This is a genomic window from Actinomadura parmotrematis (assembly GCF_019458805.1).
Lineage (GTDB): Bacteria > Actinomycetota > Actinomycetes > Streptosporangiales > Streptosporangiaceae > Spirillospora > Spirillospora parmotrematis.
In genome coordinates, this window is sequence record NZ_JAIBOA010000005.1 from 157,191 (window position 1) to 175,178 (window position 17,988).

Genomic DNA, 17,988 nt, shown 5'->3' on the forward strand with positions numbered 1-17,988 from the left:
ATGCTCATCGGTGAGGTCGCGCGGCGCTCCGGGGTCAGCGCCCGCATGCTCCGGCACTACGAGGCGCTCGGCCTGATCCGGCCGTCGGGGCGCACCGCGGCCGGCCACCGCGAGTACTCCGGCGAGGACATCCGGCGGATCTTCCACATCGAGAGCCTGCGAACCCTGGGGCTGTCGCTGCGCGAGGTGGGGCGCGCGCTGGACGATCCCGGCTTCACTCCCGCCGGGCTCGTCGACGACCTCGTCCGCCGGACGCGGGAGCGCATCGCGGCCGAGCAGGAGCTGCTCACGCGCCTGTGCCGGATCGGTTCGACCGGACCCGCCGATTGGGAGGACGTCCTGCAGACCGTCGGGCTCCTCCAGGCGCTGGGGTCGGACAGCGCCGCAAGGCGCCAACGCGCGGCGCTGTCCTCGGCCGAAGAAGGAGCGGCGCCGGTGGAGGCCCTGGTCGAGGCGGTGCTGAGCGAGGCGGACCCGGGCGTCGCCGGGGCCCTCCGCTGGGCTTTGGCGCGGTCGGGCGGCGACGGGCTGCCGCTTCTGGCCGAGGGTCTCGGCTCGCATGCGGCGGACGTGCGGGAACGCGCCGTCCGGGCCATCATCGAGATCCCGGACGGCGCGGCGGCCGCGCTGCTCAAGGGCGCCCTCGCCCATCCCGACGTCACGGTCCGCAGGTGCGCGGCTCGGGAGCTGGGGGCACGCGGCGCGGTCGAGGCGGTGCCGGCGCTCATCGACATGATCGTCGACGGGGTGAACGACACGGAGGCGGCCGACGCGCTGGGCGCGCTGGCGAGCGATCCAGCGACGGCGGACCGGATCGCCGCCGGACTCGTCGACCGCCTCGCCGGCGGCACCGGCGAGGCGCCCGCGCGCAGGCGGCTGGCGCAGGCGCTCGCCGACATCCCGGGGGCCACGGCCTCGCGCGCCCTCGCCGACCTGACGCACGACGAGGACCGAGCGGTCGCGCTGACCGCGACGTACGTTCTCAAGCTGCGCGACGAGCCCTGACGGCTATCGAGGACGTTCCTATCGTCATGGCATATGCGTGTGCACATCCGCATACCGGATCGCGATACCTCGCACATGAGGCCGCCAGTGCTCCCGGGTCTCGCGTTTCCGAGACCCGGTGCGCCGCGTCCCGGAAACGCGAGCGATCCCTTAAAGGAAAGAGGGAAAGAACCGGCCCACCGGCCGGGAGGTGATCAATCGGACTCTGGTCGCACGGAGGCCATCACGGCCTGTAAGGTTCCGCTCACAGTCGAAAACCAGTTCGGCCCCCAACGGTGCGTCCAACACCGCTGAGGGCCTGACCACACCAAGACTTCGAAGGAGTCTCAGGTGGATACCCATCATGCTAGCGCGGGCGTGCAGGCGCCGCCGGAAGAGCGCCGCACCGCCGGCGTTCGCCGCGTCAAAGCACGCCACGACGCGCACTTCACGATCATCCCCAACGGCCTCGCCCAGCAGAACGGCCTGTCGCTGCGCGCCCGCGGCCTCGCCCTGTTCCTGCTGTCGATGCCCGACGGCACCGACGCCAGCATTAAAGGTCTCGCCGCGACCATGCGCGAAGGGCAGACCGCCATCGCCGCCGCCCTGCGCGAGCTGGAGGCCGCCGGATACCTCATCCGCGCCCTCGTCCGCGACGCACACGGCCAGGTGAGCACCCGCACCGTGCTGTGGGACGTCCCCGCCGCCGACGCCGGGACCGCGTGCGAGGCCACCCCGCCTGCCACCCCGGACGCGCCCGAGCCCCGGCCACGTCCCGTCCCGGCCCGCCTCGGCTCGTCCGCACGCGGCGTCCCGGCGCCGCAACCTGCCGCACCCTCCGCGCCACCCCGCGCTCTCACCGGGCTCACGCCCGTCGTGCCGTCCACCGCCTTGCCTACCGCACCGTCCGCCGTCACGCCCGCCATCACGGTCGTGCCCAAGCCTCGGCAGCCTTGTCTCAGCCCGTCCGCGCGCGGCGTCCCGGCGCCCGAATCCGCCGCACCCGCCGCCCCGCCCCGCGCACTCGCCGAGCTCACGCCCCCCGCACGCCTCCTCCTGGAGGCCACCGGCAGCGACGCCCGCCTGACGCTCGGCGCCACCGAGATCCCCGGCCTGGCCGAACTCGTCGACCAAGCCCTCACCGCAGGCGTCCCCGCCTCCCACATCCGCGAACGCCTCACCACCGGACTGCCACCGAACGTCCGCCACCCGGCCGCCCTCCTGCGCCACCGCCTGACCGAGCACCTCCCGATCTGGCGGGCCGCCGCCGCGCTGCGCGCCGCGCCCGAACCACCCGCACCGCGTCTCGCCGAATGCACCACCTGCCGCGACCCGCTCCGACACCGCACGCCCGACGGCTTGTGCACCGCCTGCCGCCGGTCGCGCCCGCACGACATGCCCAGCGCCGCAACCGACACATCCGCATCACGCTCGGGATAGACGATCCCGACCGGCTCGCAAGCCGCCGCTGCCCCGGCGTCGTGGCGCCTGCCGTCTCGCCGCTGCTCGTGCGGGCCCGGACCCCCTCAGCGGAGGTCGGTGAGGGCCTCGTCGACCGTGGAGTACAGGGTCAGGTGGCGGTCGAGGCCGACGATGTCGAGGACGCGGATGACGCCGGGGCGGAGCGCCGCCAGCATCAGCCTGCCCCTGGCCTGGACGGTCGCGTGGTGCAGGCGCAGCACGACCTTCAGGCCGGCCGAGTCCAGGAAGGTGAGCTCGCTGAGGTCGAGCACCACGTCCAGGCGGCCTTCGGCGAACGCCGAGCCGAGGTCGGCGAGGATGTCGACCGCGGCCTGGTCGGCGGCCTCGCCCAGCGTCAGCTCGCCCGACAGCGTCACCACCGTCACCGTGCCCTCGGCCCGCGTGGCGGCCTTCAGCCCCATCCTGTCCCCCATGATCCCCGTACTGCCGTCATCAGTGATTATCGGGCAGCTCGCGCACCCGTTGCACCGCTTCGGCAGGGTTCAGCGGGGTTCGGCGGGGATCGCGTGGAGGAGGGGGACGAGGTAGGTGCGGGCGAAGGCGCGCCGATCGGCGTCGTCGCCGGTCGGGATGCATCCCTGCGGGGTGAGGTGGAAGGACAGCGCCAGCCGGACCATGATCTCGGCGGTGGCGGCCGGGGCGGGCACCGGCGGGGAGTCCGCGGAGCGGCGGAACTGCTCGGCGAGGAAGTCGCGGGCGAAGGCCAGGCCCGGACCGGCCTCGGTGGTGAGGTGGGGCAGGATCATCTCCGGCTCGGAGCTGATCCGGCTGGTGCGCCGGCTCGGCAAGGAGCGGCGCGGCGGGTCCGGCGACGACCTGGTCACCCGGCTGGTGACGCCGAACGCCGACGGCGAGGCGCTCACCTTCCAGGAGGCCGGGTCGTTCTTCATCCTGCCGGTCGCCGCCGGCAACGAGACGACCCGCAACGCCATCGCGCACGCCCTGCGGCTGTTCACCGAGTTCCCCGAGCAGCGGCGCCTACTCATGGCGGACTTCGAGGGCCGCATCGCCGGGGCCGTGGAGGAGGTCGTCCGCCACTCCACGCCCGTCATCCACTTCCGCCGCAACGTGACCCGCGACTGCGAGCTGAACGGGGCGCCGCTGAAGAAGGGCGACATGGTGGTGCTGCTCTGCAGCTCCGCCAACCGCGACGAGGCGGTCTTCACCGACCCCGACGCCTTCGACATCACCCGGTCCCCCGACCCCCACGTCGGGTTCGGCGGCCCCGGCCCGCACTACTGCCTCGGCGTGCACCTGGCGCGCCGCGAGGTCACGGTGATGCTGCGCAAGCTGTTCACCCGGCTGCCCGACATCCGCGCGACCGGCGACCCCGACCGCCTGGCGTCCTCCTTCAGCAACGGCATCAAGCGCCTGCCGTTCGACTTCACCCCGCCCGCGCCGGACGCCTGACCCGGCGCGGAAAAGGGATCGGCCGGTGTTCCGAACGGCCTTCGGCGGCGGCACGCCGCGTGCCATCATGATCGGCATGACGGCCCGACCGCTGCCCGGCATCGACACCGCCCGCCCGTCCGCCGCGCGGGTGTACGACTACCTGCTCGGCGGCAAGGACAACTACGAGGTCGACCGGCGGGCCGCCGACGCGGTCCTGCAAGGGTCGCCGCAGGCCCGCGAGGCCGCGGTGGAGAACCGTGCCTTCCTCGGGCGGATCGTCCGGCACCTGGTCGAGCACGAGGGGGTGCGGCAGTTCATCGACCTCGGCGCGGGGCTGCCCACCGCCGACAACACCCACCAGATCGCGCAGCGGCTCGACCCCGGCGCCCGGGTCCTGTACGCCGACCACGACCCGATCGTGCTGGCGCACGCCCGCGCCCTGCTGGCCGACCAGCCCGGCACCGCCTACGTGCAGGCCGACGTCCGCGACGCGGACGCCGTCCTCGCCGCCCCCGAGACCCGCGACGTGATCGATTTCGACCGGCCGGTCGCGGTGCTGGCGATCGCGGTGCTGCACTTCGTCCGCGACGGGGAGGACCCGGCCGGGCTCGTCCGCCGCTACGCCGCCGCGCTGCCGGCCGGCGGCTTCATCGCGCTCAGCCACGTCACCAGCGAGGGCATGGACCCCGAGGTCCGCGCCCGGATCCACGCCACCTACGACGACGCGCCCTCGCCGCTGCAGGTCCGCAGCCGCGAGCAGATCACCGCGCTGTTCGGCGACCTGGAACTCCGGCCGCCCGGCGTCGTCCCGGTGCGGGAGTGGCCGCGGCCCGGTTACGGCGAGCCGCTGCCGCTCACGCTGCTGGGCGGCCTGGCCCGCGTCGCCCCTCCGGCCGCTCAGCCGGTCACGCCGCCAGCAGGGTGACGCCGAGCGCGACCAGCAGCGCGAGCTTGGCGGCCTCCAGCACGATGTAGACCAGGTGGCCGTGCGAGCGCGGCAGGTCCTCGCCCGCCAGGACGCGGTCGGAGCGCCGGTTGAGGCGCGGGCGGACGACGCCGAGCTGCACCGCGAGCAGCACCGCCAGGCAGGCGGTGAGCACCACGGTCGCGGCCGGCGGGGAGCCCGCCGCGACCGCCACGACCACGACGACCGCGAGGGCGGTCTCGGCCAGGTTCAGGGCGCGGAAGACGATCCGGCCGATGCCGAGCCCGACGGGGATCGTCACGCCGGGGGCGCGGAACTTCAGCGGGGCCTCCAGGAAGGAGATGGCCAGCACCATCCCGGCCCACACGAAGGTCGCCGCCGCCGCGATCGCGCTCGCGGTCTGGTCCATCCCGCACCGCCCTCCCGGCCGGTTCCGTCCCGCCACGGGAAGGATACGACCGGCCGGCCTCAGGGCTCCGTGCGGGTCGCGGTGACGACGCCGGCGGTGTAGTCGACGTCGACGGCGCCGCCCGCCTCGTCGACGGCGGCGCCCGCGCCCGCCAGGACTTCGGCGAGCCCGTCCGGCGGGAGGCGGGTGAAGGCGCCCTGGGTCGGCATCATGTCCAGCAGCTCGTCGCGGGTGTAGGTCCGCGACCAGGCGAAGTCCCAGCGCTCGGGCTCGCCGAAGGCGCCCGTGCCGCGGATGCCGCCGGCGGCCCTGCCGAACCCCGCCTCGTAGCCGCGCAGGGCGCCGCCCTTCGCCATCGCGCGGAAGTCGAACGGCGCGCCGGGCATCACCCGCTCGCAGACGTCGGCGATGGCCGCCGCGACGCCGTCGGGGAGGGCGAACACGTTCCAGAACAGTGCCAGCCTCCCGCCGGGGCGGAGGACGCCAGCGGCCTTGGCCGCACCGGCGGCCGGGTCGATCCAGTGCCAGGACTGCGCGGCGATGACGGCGTCGAAGGCGCGGCCCGCGGGCTCCCACTCCTCGAACGTCGCCACCTCGACCTCCAGGCCGCGGCGGCGGGCGAAGGCCGCCATGCGCGCGTCGGGCTCCACGCCGAGGACGGCGCATCCGGCGTCCTGGAACTGCCGCGAGGCGATGCCGGTGCCGCAGCCGACGTCGAGGACGGAACGGCCCGGCGCGGCGGCGGCGACGCGCTCCACCATGGCCGCCGGATAGCGCGGCCGAGTACGGTCGTAGCGTTCGGCGTCGATGCCGAACGACTCCGCCACTTGGCGGAGGCGATGCGGTTCGGGGACAGGTCCGGGCAGGCTTTCCGGCGACGGAGTGGGCATGCGCCCACTATGAATGGGCGGGCGCCCACTCGTCAACCGGTGCGGGCCCGTGCGAGAGGAGGGGACGGTCCGTTGCCGACGGGGACGGCCATGCGCGACGCGCGCACGCAACTGTTCGACGCCGCCGAGCGCGTCCTGCTGCGCGCGGGCCCGGGCGCCCTGACCAGCCGGGCGGTCACCGACGAGGCCGGCTGCGCCAAGGGGGTGCTGCACCGGCACTTCGCCGACTTCGACTCCTTCCTCGCCGCGCTGGTGCTCGACCGCGCCGGCGCCCTGGAGGTCCAGGGCGCCGTGCTGCGCGGGTCGGCCGGGACGGGCACCGTCGCCGGCAACCTCGCCGAGGCGCTGACGGCGCTGTTCGGCTCGGTCGCGGTCGCGATCGTCGGCCTCGTCGCCGCCCGCGACGGCCTGCGCGCCAAGCTGCGCGAGACCTGGCCGACGGGCGTCCCGGTGCTGGCCGAGGGCACCTCGATCGTGGCGTCGTACCTGTCGCTGGAGCGTGACCTCGGCCGCGTCGCGCCCGGCGCCGACATCGAGGCGCTCACGCTCATGCTGATCGGCGGCGGGCACCTGCTGTTCGCCGGGCGCGAGGACGTGCCGCCGGACGCGGTGCACCGCATGGTGACGGCGGCCCTGGCCGGAGCCTCGACCTGATCCGGCGGGGTCAGCGCAGCGCGTCGGCCAGGCGGCGCCACTCCTTGCGGGGGAAGGCGCTCGGTTCGGCGGTGAGGACCTGCAGGCAGACGTGGTCGGCACCGGCGGCGCGGTGCTCGTCCACCCGGCGCTTGATCGCCTCCTCGTCGCCCCAGGCGATGAGCGCGTCGAAGACGCGGTCGCTGACGGTGTCCAGGTCCTCGTGGGAGAAGCCGAGGCGCAGCAGGTTGTTCGCGTAGTTGGGCAGGGCGAGGTACGCCTTCAGCCAGCCGGTGCCGATCGCGCGCGCCTCGTCGGCGTCGGCGCTGAGGATCGCCGTCTGCTCGGGCAGCACGAGCGGGCCCGCGCCGAGCGCCTCGCGGGCCGCGCGGGTGTGGTCGGGGGTGACCAGGTAAGGGTGGACGCCGCGGGACCGGCCGGCCGCCAGCTCCACCATCTTCGGGCCGAGCGCGGCGAGCACGCGCTCGGCGGCCGGCACCGGCGGCGCGGCGCCGTCCAGGCCGTCGAGGAAGCCGCGCATCGCCGCGAGCGGGCGCCGGTAGCGGCCCGGCTCCTCGTGGTCGATGAGCGGGGCGTGGCTCACCCCGATCCCCATCAGGAACCGGGCGCCGTGCTCGGCGGTGAGGGCGGCGTGGGAGGCGGCGGCGTCCGCGGGCTCGTGCATCCAGAGGTTGAGGATGCCGGTCGCGACGACGGTGCCGCGGGTCGCCGCCAGCAGCCGCCCGACGGCGTCGAACACCGGCCCGCCGACGTCGGGCACCCACAGGGCGCTGTAGCCGAGCTCCTCCAGTTCGGCGGCGGCCTCGGCGGCTTCGGCCGCGTCGCCGTAGCGCAGTTCCTGGCTCCAGATACCGACACCGGACAGCTCCATGGCGGCCCTCCTCCTGGTAGGCGCGACGTTCCGCGCTCCCGACCCTAGACCGGCCGCCGGGCCCGCCTGCGGGGCGCCCCGGGCGGCGCGCGGGTCAGCCGGGCGGCCGGGCCGCGATCTCCCGGGCGAGGGCGGGCAGCGCGGTCGCGGCGGCGGCCCGCTCGTGCGGCGCGAGCCGGTCGATCATCTGCCGGAGGGCGGCGGCGCGCTCGGCGCGGCGCTGTTCCACCAGGCTGGTCCCGGCGCCGGTGACCTCCACGAGGACGCCCCGCCGGTCGCGCGTGCTGGCGATCCGGCGCACCAGGCCCTCGCGCTCCAGGCGCGTGAGCATCTGCGTCATCGCGGGCTGCGAGATGCCCTCGGCGCGGGCCAGTTCGGTGATGCGCCGGGGCCCCTCGTGCCGCAGCCGGTTCAGCACCGACGAGGACGCGGTGCTGAGGCCGCCGGCCGTGGCCACCTGGCGGATGTGGCGCGCCAGCTGTTCGAGCGCCGCGACGAGCTCCTCGTCGGGGCCGGCGGAGTCCATAGGGGCACTATAGGTCCCTGGGCGCGCTACAGGTAGTTCTCCAGCAGGCGGGCGAGCGGCGTGCGGATATCGACAGGCCGCAGATTCAGGCCGGCGAAGTCCTCCGGCCCGGCCCAGAGCAGTTCGTAGTGGTCGTCCGGGCCGTTCCGCAGGGCTTCGGGACCCGACAGTTCAGGCGTGCCGGTGATGTCCGCCATGAGGAAGTAGGAGGCGGGGCGGTCGAAGTGCAGGCCGGTCCACAGCAGGCGGTCGATCCGCGCCCGCAGCGTGGTCTCCTCGGCGAGTTCGCGCAGGGCGGCCTCCTCGCGCGTCTCGCCGTCCTCCACGTGACCGCCCGGCAGGATGGCGTAGCGGTGGCCGGGGCAATCGGGACCCTGGACGCCTATTTCTGTACAGAAGCGACACTCGGCCGAGGTGGCGCGGCGGCGGTGGCGCTTGAGGACGAGGACGCGGGGGCCGTCGACGACGACGGCGACCGCTCGCGGGATGGGCATGGTCCGAGCCTGGCAGGCGGCGGCGTCCCCGGCGGGCGGCATCGATGTATGACAAATGTAGTATTCGCGTGCGTGTTTGCCACCCCCGGGTCGGCGGATACGTCTTGACCTGGGGGTTTCGGAGCGGTTCCGGAACTTTCCGCGCGCCCGCACCGTCGGTGCTGGTGAAGACCTGCGACCAGAGAGAGACATGCACCGCGACCCCGCCCACCGGACCGCCCACCGGACCGGCCCGCGATGACGGCCCTGCTCTCGCTGCTGCTCGGCGTGGCGGTGGTCCTGCTGATCACCGCTCTCACCGGCTACTTCGTGGCCCAAGAGTTCGCCTACATGGCGGTCGACCGGTCCCGCCTGAGCGTCCGCGCGGACGGCGGCGACGCCGCGGCCGGCCGCGCCCTGCGGGTGACCCGGCGCACCTCGTTCATGCTGTCGGGCGCGCAGCTCGGCATCACGGTCACCGGGCTGCTCGTCGGCTACGTCGCCGAGCCGCTGATCGGCCGCGCGGTCGGCGACCTGTTCGGCGGCGCCGCGACGGCCGTCGCGGTCGGGACGGTGGTCGCGCTCGCGTTCTCCACCCTCGTGCAGATGCTGTTCGGCGAGCTGTTCCCCAAGAACCTGGCGATCGCGCGCCCCGAGCCGGTCGCGCTGCGCCTCGCCCGGTCCACGCTGGCCTACCTCAAGGCGTTCGGCCGGCTCATCTGGATCTTCGACCAGGCGTCCAACCTGCTGCTGCGGCTGCTGCGGATCGAGCCGGTCCACGACGTGGAGCATTCGGCGACCGAGCGCGACCTCGCGCACATCGTCGCCGACTCGCGGCGCAGCGGCGACCTGCCGCCGGACCTGTCGATCCTGCTGGACCGCATCCTGGACTTCCCGCGGCGCGACGTCGAGCACGCGATGATCCCGCGGTCGCGGGTCGACACGGTGGCGGGCGGCGTCCCGGTCGCCGAGGTGCGGGCGGTCATGGCCGCCGGGCACTCGCGCTACCCGGTGCTGGACGACGGCGAGCGGGTGACCGGCGTCGTCCACCTGGACGACGTGCTGGCGGCCGCCGACGGCGACCGGCCCGTCGAGGAGCTGATGCGCCCGGCCGTCATGCTGCCGACGCTGATGGCGCTGCCCACCGCCCTGGACGAGATGGCGGGCCGGCGCGCCGAGCTGGCCTGCGTGGTGGACGAGTTCGGCGGCTTCGCCGGCATCCTCACGCTGGAGGACCTGGCCGAGGAGCTCGTCGGCGAGATCACCGACGAGCACGACGAGCGGGAGGCCGCGCCCGCCGCCGACGCGGCCGGCACCTCGTGGGTCATCCCGGGCGGCTTCCACGTGGACGAGGTGGAGCGCACCATCGACCACCGGCTGCCCGCCGGCGACTACGAGACGCTGGCCGGCCTGGTGATCTCCGCGTTCGGCGCGCTGCCCCGCCCGGGCGAGCAGGTCGACATCGAGCTGCCCGCCGACCCCGCCGACCTGGCGCGGGCGGGCGACCCGCCGGTGCGGTTCGTGCGCGCCGAGGTGCTGGAGGTGGCCGACCACGTGCCCGCGTCGGTGCGGCTGCGGATCGGCGAGCGGAGGGAGGGCTGATGGGGAACCCGTGGGTCGTGCTCGCCGCGACCGTGGCGATCATCGCGCTGAGCGCGTTCTTCGTCGCGGTGGAGTTCGCGCTCATCGCCGCCAAGCGGCACCGGCTGGAGGACGCCGCGCCCGCCAGCCGCGCCGCGCGCGCCGCGCTGCGCAGCGCGTCCGAGCTCACCGTGCTGCTGGCCGGGGCGCAGCTCGGCATCACCGTGTGCACGCTGGCGCTCGGCGCGATCACCAAGCCCGCCGTGCACCACTGGCTGACACCCTGGATGGCCTCGTGGGGCCTGCCGCACTGGCTGGCCGACGGCGCGGGCTTCGTGCTCGCCCTGGTCCTCGTGACGTTCCTGCACCTGGTGGTCGGCGAGATGGCGCCGAAGTCGTGGGCGATCGCGCATCCGGAGCGGTCGGCGACGCTGCTGGCGCTGCCGATGCGGGCCTTCATGGCGGTGACCCGGCCGCTGCTGCGCTCCCTGAACCAGGCCGCGAACCGGTGCCTGCGCCTGGTCGGCGTCGAGGCGGCCGACCAGGTCGCGGCGGGGCAGGACGCGGACGCGCTGCGCCACCTCGTCGAGCACTCCGCCAACGTCGGCGCCCTGGACGCCGGGTACTCGGCGCAGCTGTCGGGCGCGCTGGACCTGCAGGAGCTGCTGGTCGGCGACCTGGTGCGGGCGGGCGCCGAGCCGGTCGCGGTCGACGCCGGCGCCACCGTCGCCGACGTGCAGCGCGCCGCGCAGGCGTCCGGGCACCTGCGGATCCTGGTGCGCGACGGCGGCGCCGGCTGGGGCGTGGTGCACGTGCGCGACACCCTGGCCGAGCCGGACGGCGCCCCCGTCGCGGGGCTGGCGCGCCCGGCGTTCCAGGTCCCGGCGGGCACGCCCGTCTACACCGCGCTCACCCGGATGCGCGAGACGAGCAACCAGCTCGCCCTCGTCACCGAGGGCGGCGCCGAGGGCGGCCGGGTGCTCGGCGTCGTGACGATCACCGACGTGCTGCGGCGGCTGTTCCCGCGCGCCGGGGCGGCGGCCTGACGGGCGCGGCGGCGCGGTCAGCCCTTGCGCGCGACGCCGCCCCACATGCCGGTGATGACCGACGGGTCGGGCGGGGTGTCGGGGCGCCAGTCCTGGATGGGGACGACGCCGGGGTCGAGGAGCTCGTAGCCGTCGAAGAAGCGGGCGACGCCCTCGCGGGTGCGGAAGGTGACCTTGTAACCCATGGTGCGGGTCAGGGTCTCCTCGGCCTCGGCCATGCTGCCGGGGAGCTGGTCGATGGCGGGCTGGGTGATGGCGAGGTGGCTGCCCGCGGGCAGTGCGTCCATCAGGGTGGTCACCAGGCCGGCCGGGTCGTCGGCGTCGGGCACGCAGTGCAGCAGGGCGATCATCAGCAGGCCGACCGGGCGGGTCAGGTCCAGCAGGAGGCCGGCCTCGGCGAGGATGGCGCCGGTGTCGCGCACGTCGGCGTCCACGAACGAGGTCGGCGCGGACACGCCGGTGAGCAGGGCGCGCGCGTGCGCCAGCACGATCGGGTCGTTGTCGACGTAGACGACGCGGCTGGCGGGGTCGAGGGCCTGCGCGACCAGGTGGGTGTTGCCGGCCGTCGGGATGCCGGTGCCGATATCGACGAACTGGGTGACGCCCTGCCCGACCATGTGCCGCACGGCGCGGCCGAGGAAGGCCCGGTTGCTGGTCACGCCGGGCCTGACGGTCGGGGTGGCCTTCATGACCTGCTCGGCGGCCAGCCGGTCGGCCGCGAAGTTGTCCTTGCCGCCGAGCCAGTAGTCGTAGATGCGCGCGATGTGCGCGGTGCTGGTGTCGATCCCGGCGGGTGCCTGCTCGGCGCGCGCCCCCTGGTCGTCCATCACGGGTGGTGGGGTCCTTCACTCGCGGTGCTGGTCGGGCCCAGCGTACGCGCGCCGACCCCGGAAAGATCATCGTTTCGGGATGTACCGGCACATCTCCGTCGCGGCCGGGGCGCCGGACCCCTGGTCGCCGACCTCAACGAACCCCTAAATTCAGACAATTCAGGCTAGAGAAAGGATCGTGCCGTGTTCCTCGACGAAGCGGACTGGCAGCGCCACATTTTCATCGACGGGTCCTGGGCGCCCGGCTCGGGCGGCACCGCCCCGGCCGTCGAGCCCGCGACCGGCGCCGAGCTCGGCGAGATCGGCGTCGCCGACCCCGGCGACGTCGCCCGCGCCGCCGAGAGCGCGGCGGCCGCGCAGCGCGCCTGGGCCGCCGTCCCGCACACCGAGCGCGCGGCGGTGCTGCGCCGGGCCGCGCGGCTGTGGGCCGAGCACGCCGAGGACGTGGCGTGGTGGAACGTCCGCGAGGTCGGCGCCGTCCCGGGGATGGCCGGGTTCGCCGTGCACGTCGCCGAGCAGGAGTGCCACGAGGCCGCCGCGCTGCCCGGCCGCCCCTACGGGGAGCTGCTGCCGAGCGAGGAGCCGCGGCTGTCGATGGCCACCCGCACGCCCGCCGGTGTCGTCGGGGTGATCGCGCCGTTCAACGTGCCGCTGATCCTGGCGATCCGGTCGGTGGCGCCCGCGCTGGCGCTCGGCAACGCGGTGATCCTCAAGCCCGACCCGCGGACCGCCGTCACCGGCGGCGTGACGATCGCGCGCGTCTTCGAGGAGGCGGGGCTGCCCGCCGGGCTGCTGCAGATGCTGCCGGGCGGCGCCGACGTCGGCGAGGCGATCGTGACGCACCCGCTGGTGCGGGTCATCTCCTTCACCGGCTCCACCGAGGCCGGGCGCAAGGTCGGCGAGCTCGCCGGCCGCCACCTCAAGCGCGCCCACCTGGAGCTCGGCGGCAACTCGGCGATGATCGTCCTGGCCGACGCCGACGTGGACGAGGCGGTGAACCTCGCGGCCTGGGGCAGCTTCTTCCACCAGGGCCAGATCTGCATGACCACCGGCCGCCACCTGGTCGCCGAGGGGATCTACGACGCGTTCGTGGAGCGGCTCGCCGCCAAGGCCGCCGGGCTGCCCGTGGGCGACCCGGCGGGCGGCGCGGCGGCGCTCGGCCCGGTCATCGACGCGGGCCAGCGCGACAAGATCCACGCGCTGGTGACCGGCAGCGTCGAGCAGGGCGCGTCGCTGGCCGCCGGCGGCACCTACGAGGGCCTGTTCTACTCCCCCACGGTGCTGGCGGGCGCGACGCCCGGGACGCCGGCGTTCGCGCAGGAGGTGTTCGGGCCGGTCGCGCCGGTCGCCCGCTTCGGCGGCCTGGACGAGGCGGTCGCGCTCGCCACCGCGACCGAGTACGGGCTGTCGCTCGGCATCGTCACCCGCGACGCGATGCGCGGCCTGGAGCTCGCGCGGCGCATCCCGACCGGGATCGTCCACATCAACGACCAGACGGTGAGCGACGAGGCGAACTCGCCGTTCGGCGGCGTCGGCGCGTCGGGCACCGGCTCCCGGTTCGGCGGTGCCGCCGCCAACATCGAGGCGTTCACCGAGACCCGCTGGATCACGATGCGCGGGCAGGCGCCGACCTACCCGTTCTGACCCGGCCGTTCCGACGCGGCGCGCTCAGCCGAGCTCGACGAGCAGGACCCCGGCGGCGATCACCGCGATGCCGAGCAGCATGCGGCGGGTGAGGGGGTCGCGCCAGATGACGCGGGCGAGCAGGGCGACGGCGGCGATCCCGACGGCGGTCCAGACGCCGTAGGCGACGGCGACGCTCATCCCGGCCCGCAGGGCGAGCGAGAGGAAGGCGAAGGCGGCCAGGTAGCCGGCGGCGACCGGCGCGAGCCAGCGCCGCCGGCGCAGCCCCTCGCTCGCCCGCAGGCCCAGCGTCCCGGTGATCTCCGAGGCGATCGCGGCGAGCAGCCAGAGCCAGCTCACGGGGCGGCCTCCCCGGCGTCGCGCGACCCGGTCTCCACCAGCACGACGCCCCCGATGATGAGGCCGATCCCGGCGACGGCGGTGGCGCTCAGCACCTCGCCGAACAGCACCGTGCCGAGCACGGCGGTGAGCGCCACCCCGACCGCGCCCCAGATGCCGTAGGCGACGCCGAGCGGCAGCCGCTCGCGCAGGGCGAGCCCGAGCAGGACGAACGCGGTGAGCTCGCCGGCGACGGTCAGCGCGATCCAGGCGGGGTGCTCGACGGTGGCGCGCAGCGCCATGGTGCCGGTGACCTCGGTGCCGATCGCACCCGCCAGGTAGAGCCACTTCCTCATGCCGGCCTCGCGCCGGCGGCGGCGCGGGCCCGCGGGCCGCGACGTCCCTCGAATGCTGCGATCACCGCCCAAGGCTACGGCCGCCCCGCGCATGGCCCGCGTCCGGGAGGGCAGGGGGCCGGCATCCGCGACCGGCGCGGGCGGAAGGGGGCGCGGATGTCCGGCATGCATGCGGGGCGGGGCGGCGGGCCCGCGCGGGTCCGCTCGGTGGTCGCCTGGCGGTCGGCCCGGCGGAGCGATCCGCCGCCGGCCGGGCTCTTCGGCGGGTCCGGGCGGCTGGCGCGCGGCCACCGGCGCTTCGAGACCGGCCTGTTCGCGCTCGGGCGCCTGCCCGCCGACGCGGCGGGCGCGATCGCGCTGCGGGCGGCGGCGGGCCTCGGCGACCCGCGCCTGTTCGAGTACTGGGCGCGGCGCCCGCACGGCCTGCCCGCCCCGGTCGTCGCCCGGCTGCGTGCCGGCGGCGCCGCGCCGTGGCCGCCGCGCGTCGCGGCGCTGCTGGACGCGGTCCGCGACCTGCGCGCCCACCGCATGATCGGCGAGGGCACCTGGCGGCGGCTGGCCGCCTTCCTGGACGACGGGCTGATCGTCGAGCTGTGCATGATCGCGGGGCACGTGGAGGCGACCGCGATGCTGCTCGGCGCGACGGAAGCCGGGGACGCCGGCGCCGCACCCGTCCCCTCCACCGCAGGGCAGCCGTTCCCGGACGTGGAGGCGGGCCCGTCCTCGCCGCTGCCGGTCGGGCGGCGCGTCGTCGCGCACGCGCGGCGGGACGGCGTCCTGCCGGTCGCCCGGATCGCCGGCCGCTCCATCGGGGCCCGCCGGATGGCGCTGTTCGACCTGCTCGACCGCAGCCCCGGCGCGTTCTGGCCCTGGACGACGCTGTGGACGGCCGTCGTGGCGGGCGGCGGGCTCGCCCCCGCCGACGTGGAGCGCGCCGTCCTGCGCACCGGCTGGTGCTGCGGCTCCTCCTACGAGTGGCAGCATCACACCGCGACCTCGGTCGCCTCCGGCCTCACCGGCGCCGACCTGGAGCGCCTCGCCGTGGGGCCGGACGCCTCGGGCTGGGACGCCCGCGAGCGCGCGCTGCTGCGCGCCGTGGACGAGCTCTGCGCCGCGCGGGCGCTGACCGCCGACACGCGCGAAGCGCTGGCGGACTTCCTGGACGAGCGGCAGCGCGCCGCCCTCGTCCTGCTGGTCGGCACGTACGCGATGCTCGCCATGGTGCTGAACAGCTTCGGCGTCCGCGACAAGGATCCGAGCGCCTGGGAGCGCGCCCCGGTCCCGATCGGCCGCGCCCGGCGGCGCTGACCCCGGCCCGCCCATGTGTTCAACGCCCTCCCCACGGGCAGGGGGGCGCCGCACCCGAAGGAGCTGATCATGGTTGTCCCGCTGATGTCCGAGTCCACCGGCACCTCGGTGGCGACCGCCTCGGTCGCCGACACCCTGCGCGTAGGCGCCCAGGTGCTGGCGCCGACCGTCGCCAAGGGCATCCTGGCGCGCCGCCCCCGGGTGGTCGCGCTGGCCGAGAGGATGCAGGCCGACGCGCACGCGGGCCGCTACCTGCGGTCGCTGCGCGCCCGCTACGGGCCTGGGCCGCTGAAGCTGCGCGTCCCCGGGCGCCCGTTCGCGCTCGTGCTGTCGCCGCCGGACGTGCGGCGCGTCCTGGACGGGTCGCCCGAGCCGTTCGCGCTCGCCACCAAGGAGAAGCGCGCCGCGCTGGCGCACTTCCAGCCGCACGGCGTCCTGGCGTCCACCGGCGCCGAGCGGGCCGACCGGCGCGCCTTCAACGAGCGGGTGCTGGAGACGGGCCGGCCGGTGCACGACCACGCCGCGGCGTTCACCCGCAAGATCGACGAGGAGGCGGCGCGGCTCGTCGCGGCCGCCGGCGAGCGCGGCGAGCTGACCTGGGACGGCTTCCGGGTCGCCTGGTGGCGCGTGATCCGCCGGATCGTGCTGGGCGACGCCGCCCGCGACGACTCCGAGATCAGCGACCTGCTGACCCGGCTGCGGATGGACGCCAACTGGGCCTTCGCCCACCCGCGCCGCCGCCGGGTCCGCGAGCGGTTCGACCGCCGCCTCCAGGGCTACCTGGACCGCGCCGAGCCCGGGAGCCTCGCCGAGATGGTCGCCGCCGCGCCGAAGAGCGCCGTCACCGAGCCCGAGCAGCAGGTCCCGCAGTGGCTGTTCGCCTACGAGCCGGCCGGGATCGCCGCCTTCCGCGCCCTGGCGCTGCTGGCCGCCCACCCCGAGCACCGGGAGCGCGCCCACGCCGAGGCCGACGCCGGCGGCCCGGAGCTCCCGTTCCTGCGCGCGACGGTGCTGGAGTCGGTGCGGCTGTGGCCGACGACGCTGTCGATCCTGCGCGACACCAGCACCGACGTCGACTGGAACGGCACGGTCCTCGCGGCGGGCACCGGCCTGCTGATCCACACCCCGTTCGTGAACCGCGACGAGGACAACCTGCCGTTCGCCGACGCGTTCGCGCCGCGCATCTGGTTCGACGGCACGGCGCAGGAGAGCGGGTCGGTCGTCCCGTTCAGCGCCGGGCCCGGCGAGTGCCCGGGCCGCGACCTGGTCCTGCTGACCACCACCCTTTTCATGGGCGCGCTGCTGCGCGCCTTCGACCTGCGCCAGGCGGCGGGCACGCCGCTGCGCCCCGACCGGCCGCTGCCCCGCACGTTCGGGCCCTTCCGCGTGCGGCTGGCGGTCCGCCCCCGTCCCGAGAGGAGCACCGAATGAACGACACGCCCATGGATGACACGCCGGTGGACGGCACGCCGGCCGGTGACGCCCGGCCGCTGGCCGTCGTGACCGGAGCGTCGAGCGGCATCGGCCGCGAGCTGGCGGGCGAGTTCGCCCGCCACGGGTTCGACGTCGTCATGGCCGCCGAGGACGCCGGCATCGTGGAGGCGGCGGCCGCGGTCGCCGCCGAGACCGGCGTCACCGCCCTTCCCGTCCGGGTCGACCTCGCCGCGTTCGACGGCGTCGAGGAGCTGCACGGCCGCGTCCAGGCGCTCGCCCGCACGCCCGCGGCGCTCGCCGTGAACGCCGGCATCGGCGTGAACGGCGACTTCGCCCGCGAGACCGGCCTCGACGACGAGCTGCGGCTGGTCAACCTGAATGTGACGTCCGCGGTCCACCTGGCCAAGCGGGTCCTGCCCGCGATGGTCGCGGCGAACGAGGGGCGGGTGCTGTTCACCTCCTCCGTCGCCGCGACGGGCCCCGGCCCCTACCAGGCGACCTACGCCGCGTCCAAGGCGTTCCTGCTGTCGTTCTCCGAGGCGCTGCGCCACGAGCTGCGCGACACCGGCGTCACGGTGACGGCGCTGATGCCGGGGGCGACCGACACCGAGTTCTTCGACCGGGCCGGGATGCAGGACACCAAGCTCGGACGGTCCGGGGGCAAGGACGACCCGGCGAAGGTCGCCGAGCAGGGCTTCAAGGCCCTCATGGCCGGCAAGGACCACGTCGTCGCCGGGTCGTTCAAGAACAAGCTCCAGGCCGCGGCCGCCAAGGTGGCGCCGGAGAAGGCCAAGGCGAAGCTGCAGGGCAAGCTCACCGAGCCGGGTTCCGGTGACAGGTGACCCGGTGACCCGGTGACCCGGTG

The 17,988-nt window shown here is 75.4% G+C and carries 21 protein-coding genes; 11 read left to right on the forward strand and 10 right to left on the reverse strand.

Annotated elements, in window-relative coordinates; all coding sequences use genetic code 11:
• Both K1Y72_RS10010 and K1Y72_RS10015 read left to right on the forward strand, forming a co-directional pair.
• Positions 1-1,005, forward strand: a complete 1,005-nt coding sequence (locus tag K1Y72_RS10010; RefSeq protein ID WP_220165423.1) for a MerR family DNA-binding transcriptional regulator — start codon at positions 1-3, stop codon at positions 1,003-1,005.
• A gap of 330 nt (positions 1,006-1,335) precedes the next feature.
• Entirely contained in the window at positions 1,336-2,424 is a 1,089-nt protein-coding gene (locus K1Y72_RS10015; RefSeq protein WP_220165425.1) for a helix-turn-helix domain-containing protein, read from the forward strand.
• An 86-nt stretch (positions 2,425-2,510) separates the two neighbouring features.
• On the opposite strand, the gene K1Y72_RS10020 is transcribed toward K1Y72_RS10015, so the two are convergent.
• Entirely contained in the window at positions 2,511-2,879 is a 369-nt protein-coding gene (locus K1Y72_RS10020; RefSeq protein ID WP_220165427.1) for an STAS domain-containing protein, read from the reverse strand.
• Positions 2,880-2,948: 69 nt separating this feature from the next.
• Positions 2,949-3,212: a hypothetical protein gene (locus K1Y72_RS36130; protein ID WP_308286988.1), complete on the reverse strand. Its 264-nt coding sequence runs from the start codon at positions 3,210-3,212 to the stop codon at positions 2,949-2,951.
• On the opposite strand from K1Y72_RS36130, the gene K1Y72_RS10025 reads away from it, so the two are divergent.
• Positions 3,193-3,876 carry a cytochrome P450 gene (locus K1Y72_RS10025; protein ID WP_308286989.1) on the forward strand — a complete coding sequence of 228 codons (684 nt, stop codon included), beginning with the start codon at positions 3,193-3,195 and terminating at the stop codon, positions 3,874-3,876. The two genes, K1Y72_RS36130 and K1Y72_RS10025, sit on opposite strands and share 20 nt — an antisense overlap.
• 76 nt (positions 3,877-3,952) lie before the next feature.
• Positions 3,953-4,783, forward strand: coding sequence for an SAM-dependent methyltransferase (locus K1Y72_RS10030; protein ID WP_220165429.1), 831 nt, complete (start codon positions 3,953-3,955; stop codon positions 4,781-4,783).
• On the opposite strand, the gene K1Y72_RS10035 is transcribed toward K1Y72_RS10030, so the two are convergent.
• Together K1Y72_RS10035 and K1Y72_RS10040 are read right to left on the reverse strand one after the other, a co-directional pair.
• Positions 4,764-5,192: a hypothetical protein gene (locus K1Y72_RS10035; RefSeq protein ID WP_220165431.1), complete on the reverse strand. Its 429-nt coding sequence runs from the start codon at positions 5,190-5,192 to the stop codon at positions 4,764-4,766. The genes K1Y72_RS10030 and K1Y72_RS10035 overlap by 20 nt on opposite strands.
• A 59-nt stretch (positions 5,193-5,251) precedes the next feature.
• Positions 5,252-6,019, reverse strand: coding sequence for a class I SAM-dependent methyltransferase (locus K1Y72_RS10040; protein WP_308286990.1), 768 nt, complete (start codon positions 6,017-6,019; stop codon positions 5,252-5,254).
• Positions 6,020-6,172: 153 nt separating this feature from the next.
• Between K1Y72_RS10040 and K1Y72_RS10045 the strand changes: the two genes are divergently transcribed.
• Positions 6,173-6,736 (forward strand): TetR family transcriptional regulator, encoded by a 564-nt coding sequence (locus K1Y72_RS10045; RefSeq protein ID WP_258572200.1) that lies wholly within the window; start codon positions 6,173-6,175, stop codon positions 6,734-6,736.
• 10 nt (positions 6,737-6,746) lie between these two features.
• On the opposite strand, the gene K1Y72_RS10050 is transcribed toward K1Y72_RS10045, so the two are convergent.
• The 3 genes from K1Y72_RS10050 to K1Y72_RS10060 form a co-directional block, all read right to left on the reverse strand.
• Complete coding sequence (locus K1Y72_RS10050) at positions 6,747-7,607, reverse strand: TIGR03620 family F420-dependent LLM class oxidoreductase (RefSeq protein WP_220165436.1); 861 nt, start codon at positions 7,605-7,607, stop codon at positions 6,747-6,749.
• 94 nt (positions 7,608-7,701) lie between these two features.
• Entirely contained in the window at positions 7,702-8,133 is a 432-nt protein-coding gene (locus K1Y72_RS10055) for a MarR family winged helix-turn-helix transcriptional regulator (RefSeq protein WP_220165438.1), read from the reverse strand.
• Positions 8,134-8,159: 26 nt separating this feature from the next.
• Positions 8,160-8,627, reverse strand: coding sequence for an NUDIX domain-containing protein (locus tag K1Y72_RS10060; protein ID WP_220165440.1), 468 nt, complete (start codon positions 8,625-8,627; stop codon positions 8,160-8,162).
• A gap of 237 nt (positions 8,628-8,864) precedes the next feature.
• Between K1Y72_RS10060 and K1Y72_RS10065 the strand changes: the two genes are divergently transcribed.
• Together K1Y72_RS10065 and K1Y72_RS10070 are read left to right on the forward strand one after the other, a co-directional pair.
• On the forward strand, positions 8,865-10,208 hold the full coding sequence (locus K1Y72_RS10065; RefSeq protein ID WP_220165441.1) for a hemolysin family protein: 1,344 nt from the start codon (positions 8,865-8,867) through the stop codon (positions 10,206-10,208).
• Positions 10,208-11,233: a hemolysin family protein gene (locus K1Y72_RS10070; RefSeq protein WP_220165442.1), complete on the forward strand. Its 1,026-nt coding sequence runs from the start codon at positions 10,208-10,210 to the stop codon at positions 11,231-11,233. The genes K1Y72_RS10065 and K1Y72_RS10070 overlap by 1 nt, the downstream gene beginning before the upstream one ends.
• Before the next feature lie 17 nt (positions 11,234-11,250).
• Here the strand turns inward: K1Y72_RS10070 and K1Y72_RS10075 are convergent, their stop codons facing one another.
• Positions 11,251-12,060, reverse strand: coding sequence for an SAM-dependent methyltransferase (locus K1Y72_RS10075; protein WP_220165443.1), 810 nt, complete (start codon positions 12,058-12,060; stop codon positions 11,251-11,253).
• A gap of 186 nt (positions 12,061-12,246) precedes the next feature.
• Here K1Y72_RS10075 and K1Y72_RS10080 point away from each other — a divergent pair, with 186 nt between their 5' ends.
• Entirely contained in the window at positions 12,247-13,707 is a 1,461-nt protein-coding gene (locus K1Y72_RS10080) for an aldehyde dehydrogenase family protein (protein ID WP_220165444.1), read from the forward strand.
• 24 nt (positions 13,708-13,731) lie between these two features.
• On the opposite strand, the gene K1Y72_RS10085 is transcribed toward K1Y72_RS10080, so the two are convergent.
• Both K1Y72_RS10085 and K1Y72_RS10090 read right to left on the reverse strand, forming a co-directional pair.
• Positions 13,732-14,046, reverse strand: coding sequence for a DMT family transporter (locus tag K1Y72_RS10085; RefSeq protein ID WP_220165445.1), 315 nt, complete (start codon positions 14,044-14,046; stop codon positions 13,732-13,734).
• Entirely contained in the window at positions 14,043-14,381 is a 339-nt protein-coding gene (locus K1Y72_RS10090; protein WP_220165446.1) for a DMT family transporter, read from the reverse strand. The genes K1Y72_RS10085 and K1Y72_RS10090 overlap by 4 nt, the downstream gene beginning before the upstream one ends.
• Positions 14,382-14,537: 156 nt before the next feature.
• Between K1Y72_RS10090 and K1Y72_RS10095 the strand changes: the two genes are divergently transcribed.
• The 3 genes from K1Y72_RS10095 (at position 14,538) to K1Y72_RS10105 (ending at position 17,965) form a co-directional block, all read left to right on the forward strand.
• Positions 14,538-15,689: a carboxymuconolactone decarboxylase family protein gene (locus K1Y72_RS10095; RefSeq protein WP_220165447.1), complete on the forward strand. Its 1,152-nt coding sequence runs from the start codon at positions 14,538-14,540 to the stop codon at positions 15,687-15,689.
• Between the two features lie 69 nt (positions 15,690-15,758).
• Positions 15,759-17,120 (forward strand): cytochrome P450, encoded by a 1,362-nt coding sequence (locus tag K1Y72_RS10100; protein WP_220165449.1) that lies wholly within the window; start codon positions 15,759-15,761, stop codon positions 17,118-17,120.
• Positions 17,117-17,965 carry an SDR family NAD(P)-dependent oxidoreductase gene (locus tag K1Y72_RS10105; protein ID WP_220165451.1) on the forward strand — a complete coding sequence of 283 codons (849 nt, stop codon included), beginning with the start codon at positions 17,117-17,119 and terminating at the stop codon, positions 17,963-17,965. Before K1Y72_RS10100 ends, K1Y72_RS10105 begins: the two co-directional genes overlap by 4 nt.
• The last annotated feature ends 23 nt before the right edge of the window (positions 17,966-17,988 follow it).

What these genes read in the sequence shown, in the direction of transcription:
- K1Y72_RS10055 (WP_220165438.1), bottom strand. Translation starts at nt 8,133, where the DNA reads ATGGACTCCGCCGGCCCCGACGAGGAGCTCGTCGCGGCGCTCGAACAG.
- K1Y72_RS10030 (WP_220165429.1), top strand. Translation starts at nt 3,953, where the DNA reads ATGACGGCCCGACCGCTGCCCGGCATCGACACCGCCCGCCCGTCCGCC.
- K1Y72_RS10075 (WP_220165443.1), bottom strand. Translation starts at nt 12,060, where the DNA reads ATGGACGACCAGGGGGCGCGCGCCGAGCAGGCACCCGCCGGGATCGAC.
- K1Y72_RS10010 (WP_220165423.1), top strand. Translation starts at nt 1, where the DNA reads ATGCTCATCGGTGAGGTCGCGCGGCGCTCCGGGGTCAGCGCCCGCATG.
- K1Y72_RS10095 (WP_220165447.1), top strand. Translation starts at nt 14,538, where the DNA reads ATGTCCGGCATGCATGCGGGGCGGGGCGGCGGGCCCGCGCGGGTCCGC.
- K1Y72_RS10020 (WP_220165427.1), bottom strand. Translation starts at nt 2,879, where the DNA reads ATGGGGGACAGGATGGGGCTGAAGGCCGCCACGCGGGCCGAGGGCACG.
- K1Y72_RS10105 (WP_220165451.1), top strand. Translation starts at nt 17,117, where the DNA reads ATGAACGACACGCCCATGGATGACACGCCGGTGGACGGCACGCCGGCC.
- K1Y72_RS36130 (WP_308286988.1), bottom strand. Translation starts at nt 3,212, where the DNA reads ATGATCCTGCCCCACCTCACCACCGAGGCCGGTCCGGGCCTGGCCTTC.
- K1Y72_RS10060 (WP_220165440.1), bottom strand. Translation starts at nt 8,627, where the DNA reads ATGCCCATCCCGCGAGCGGTCGCCGTCGTCGTCGACGGCCCCCGCGTC.
- K1Y72_RS10035 (WP_220165431.1), bottom strand. Translation starts at nt 5,192, where the DNA reads ATGGACCAGACCGCGAGCGCGATCGCGGCGGCGGCGACCTTCGTGTGG.
- K1Y72_RS10090 (WP_220165446.1), bottom strand. Translation starts at nt 14,381, where the DNA reads ATGAGGAAGTGGCTCTACCTGGCGGGTGCGATCGGCACCGAGGTCACC.
- K1Y72_RS10070 (WP_220165442.1), top strand. Translation starts at nt 10,208, where the DNA reads ATGGGGAACCCGTGGGTCGTGCTCGCCGCGACCGTGGCGATCATCGCG.
- K1Y72_RS10045 (WP_258572200.1), top strand. Translation starts at nt 6,173, where the DNA reads ATGCGCGACGCGCGCACGCAACTGTTCGACGCCGCCGAGCGCGTCCTG.
- K1Y72_RS10050 (WP_220165436.1), bottom strand. Translation starts at nt 7,607, where the DNA reads ATGGAGCTGTCCGGTGTCGGTATCTGGAGCCAGGAACTGCGCTACGGC.
- K1Y72_RS10100 (WP_220165449.1), top strand. Translation starts at nt 15,759, where the DNA reads ATGGTTGTCCCGCTGATGTCCGAGTCCACCGGCACCTCGGTGGCGACC.
- K1Y72_RS10065 (WP_220165441.1), top strand. Translation starts at nt 8,865, where the DNA reads ATGACGGCCCTGCTCTCGCTGCTGCTCGGCGTGGCGGTGGTCCTGCTG.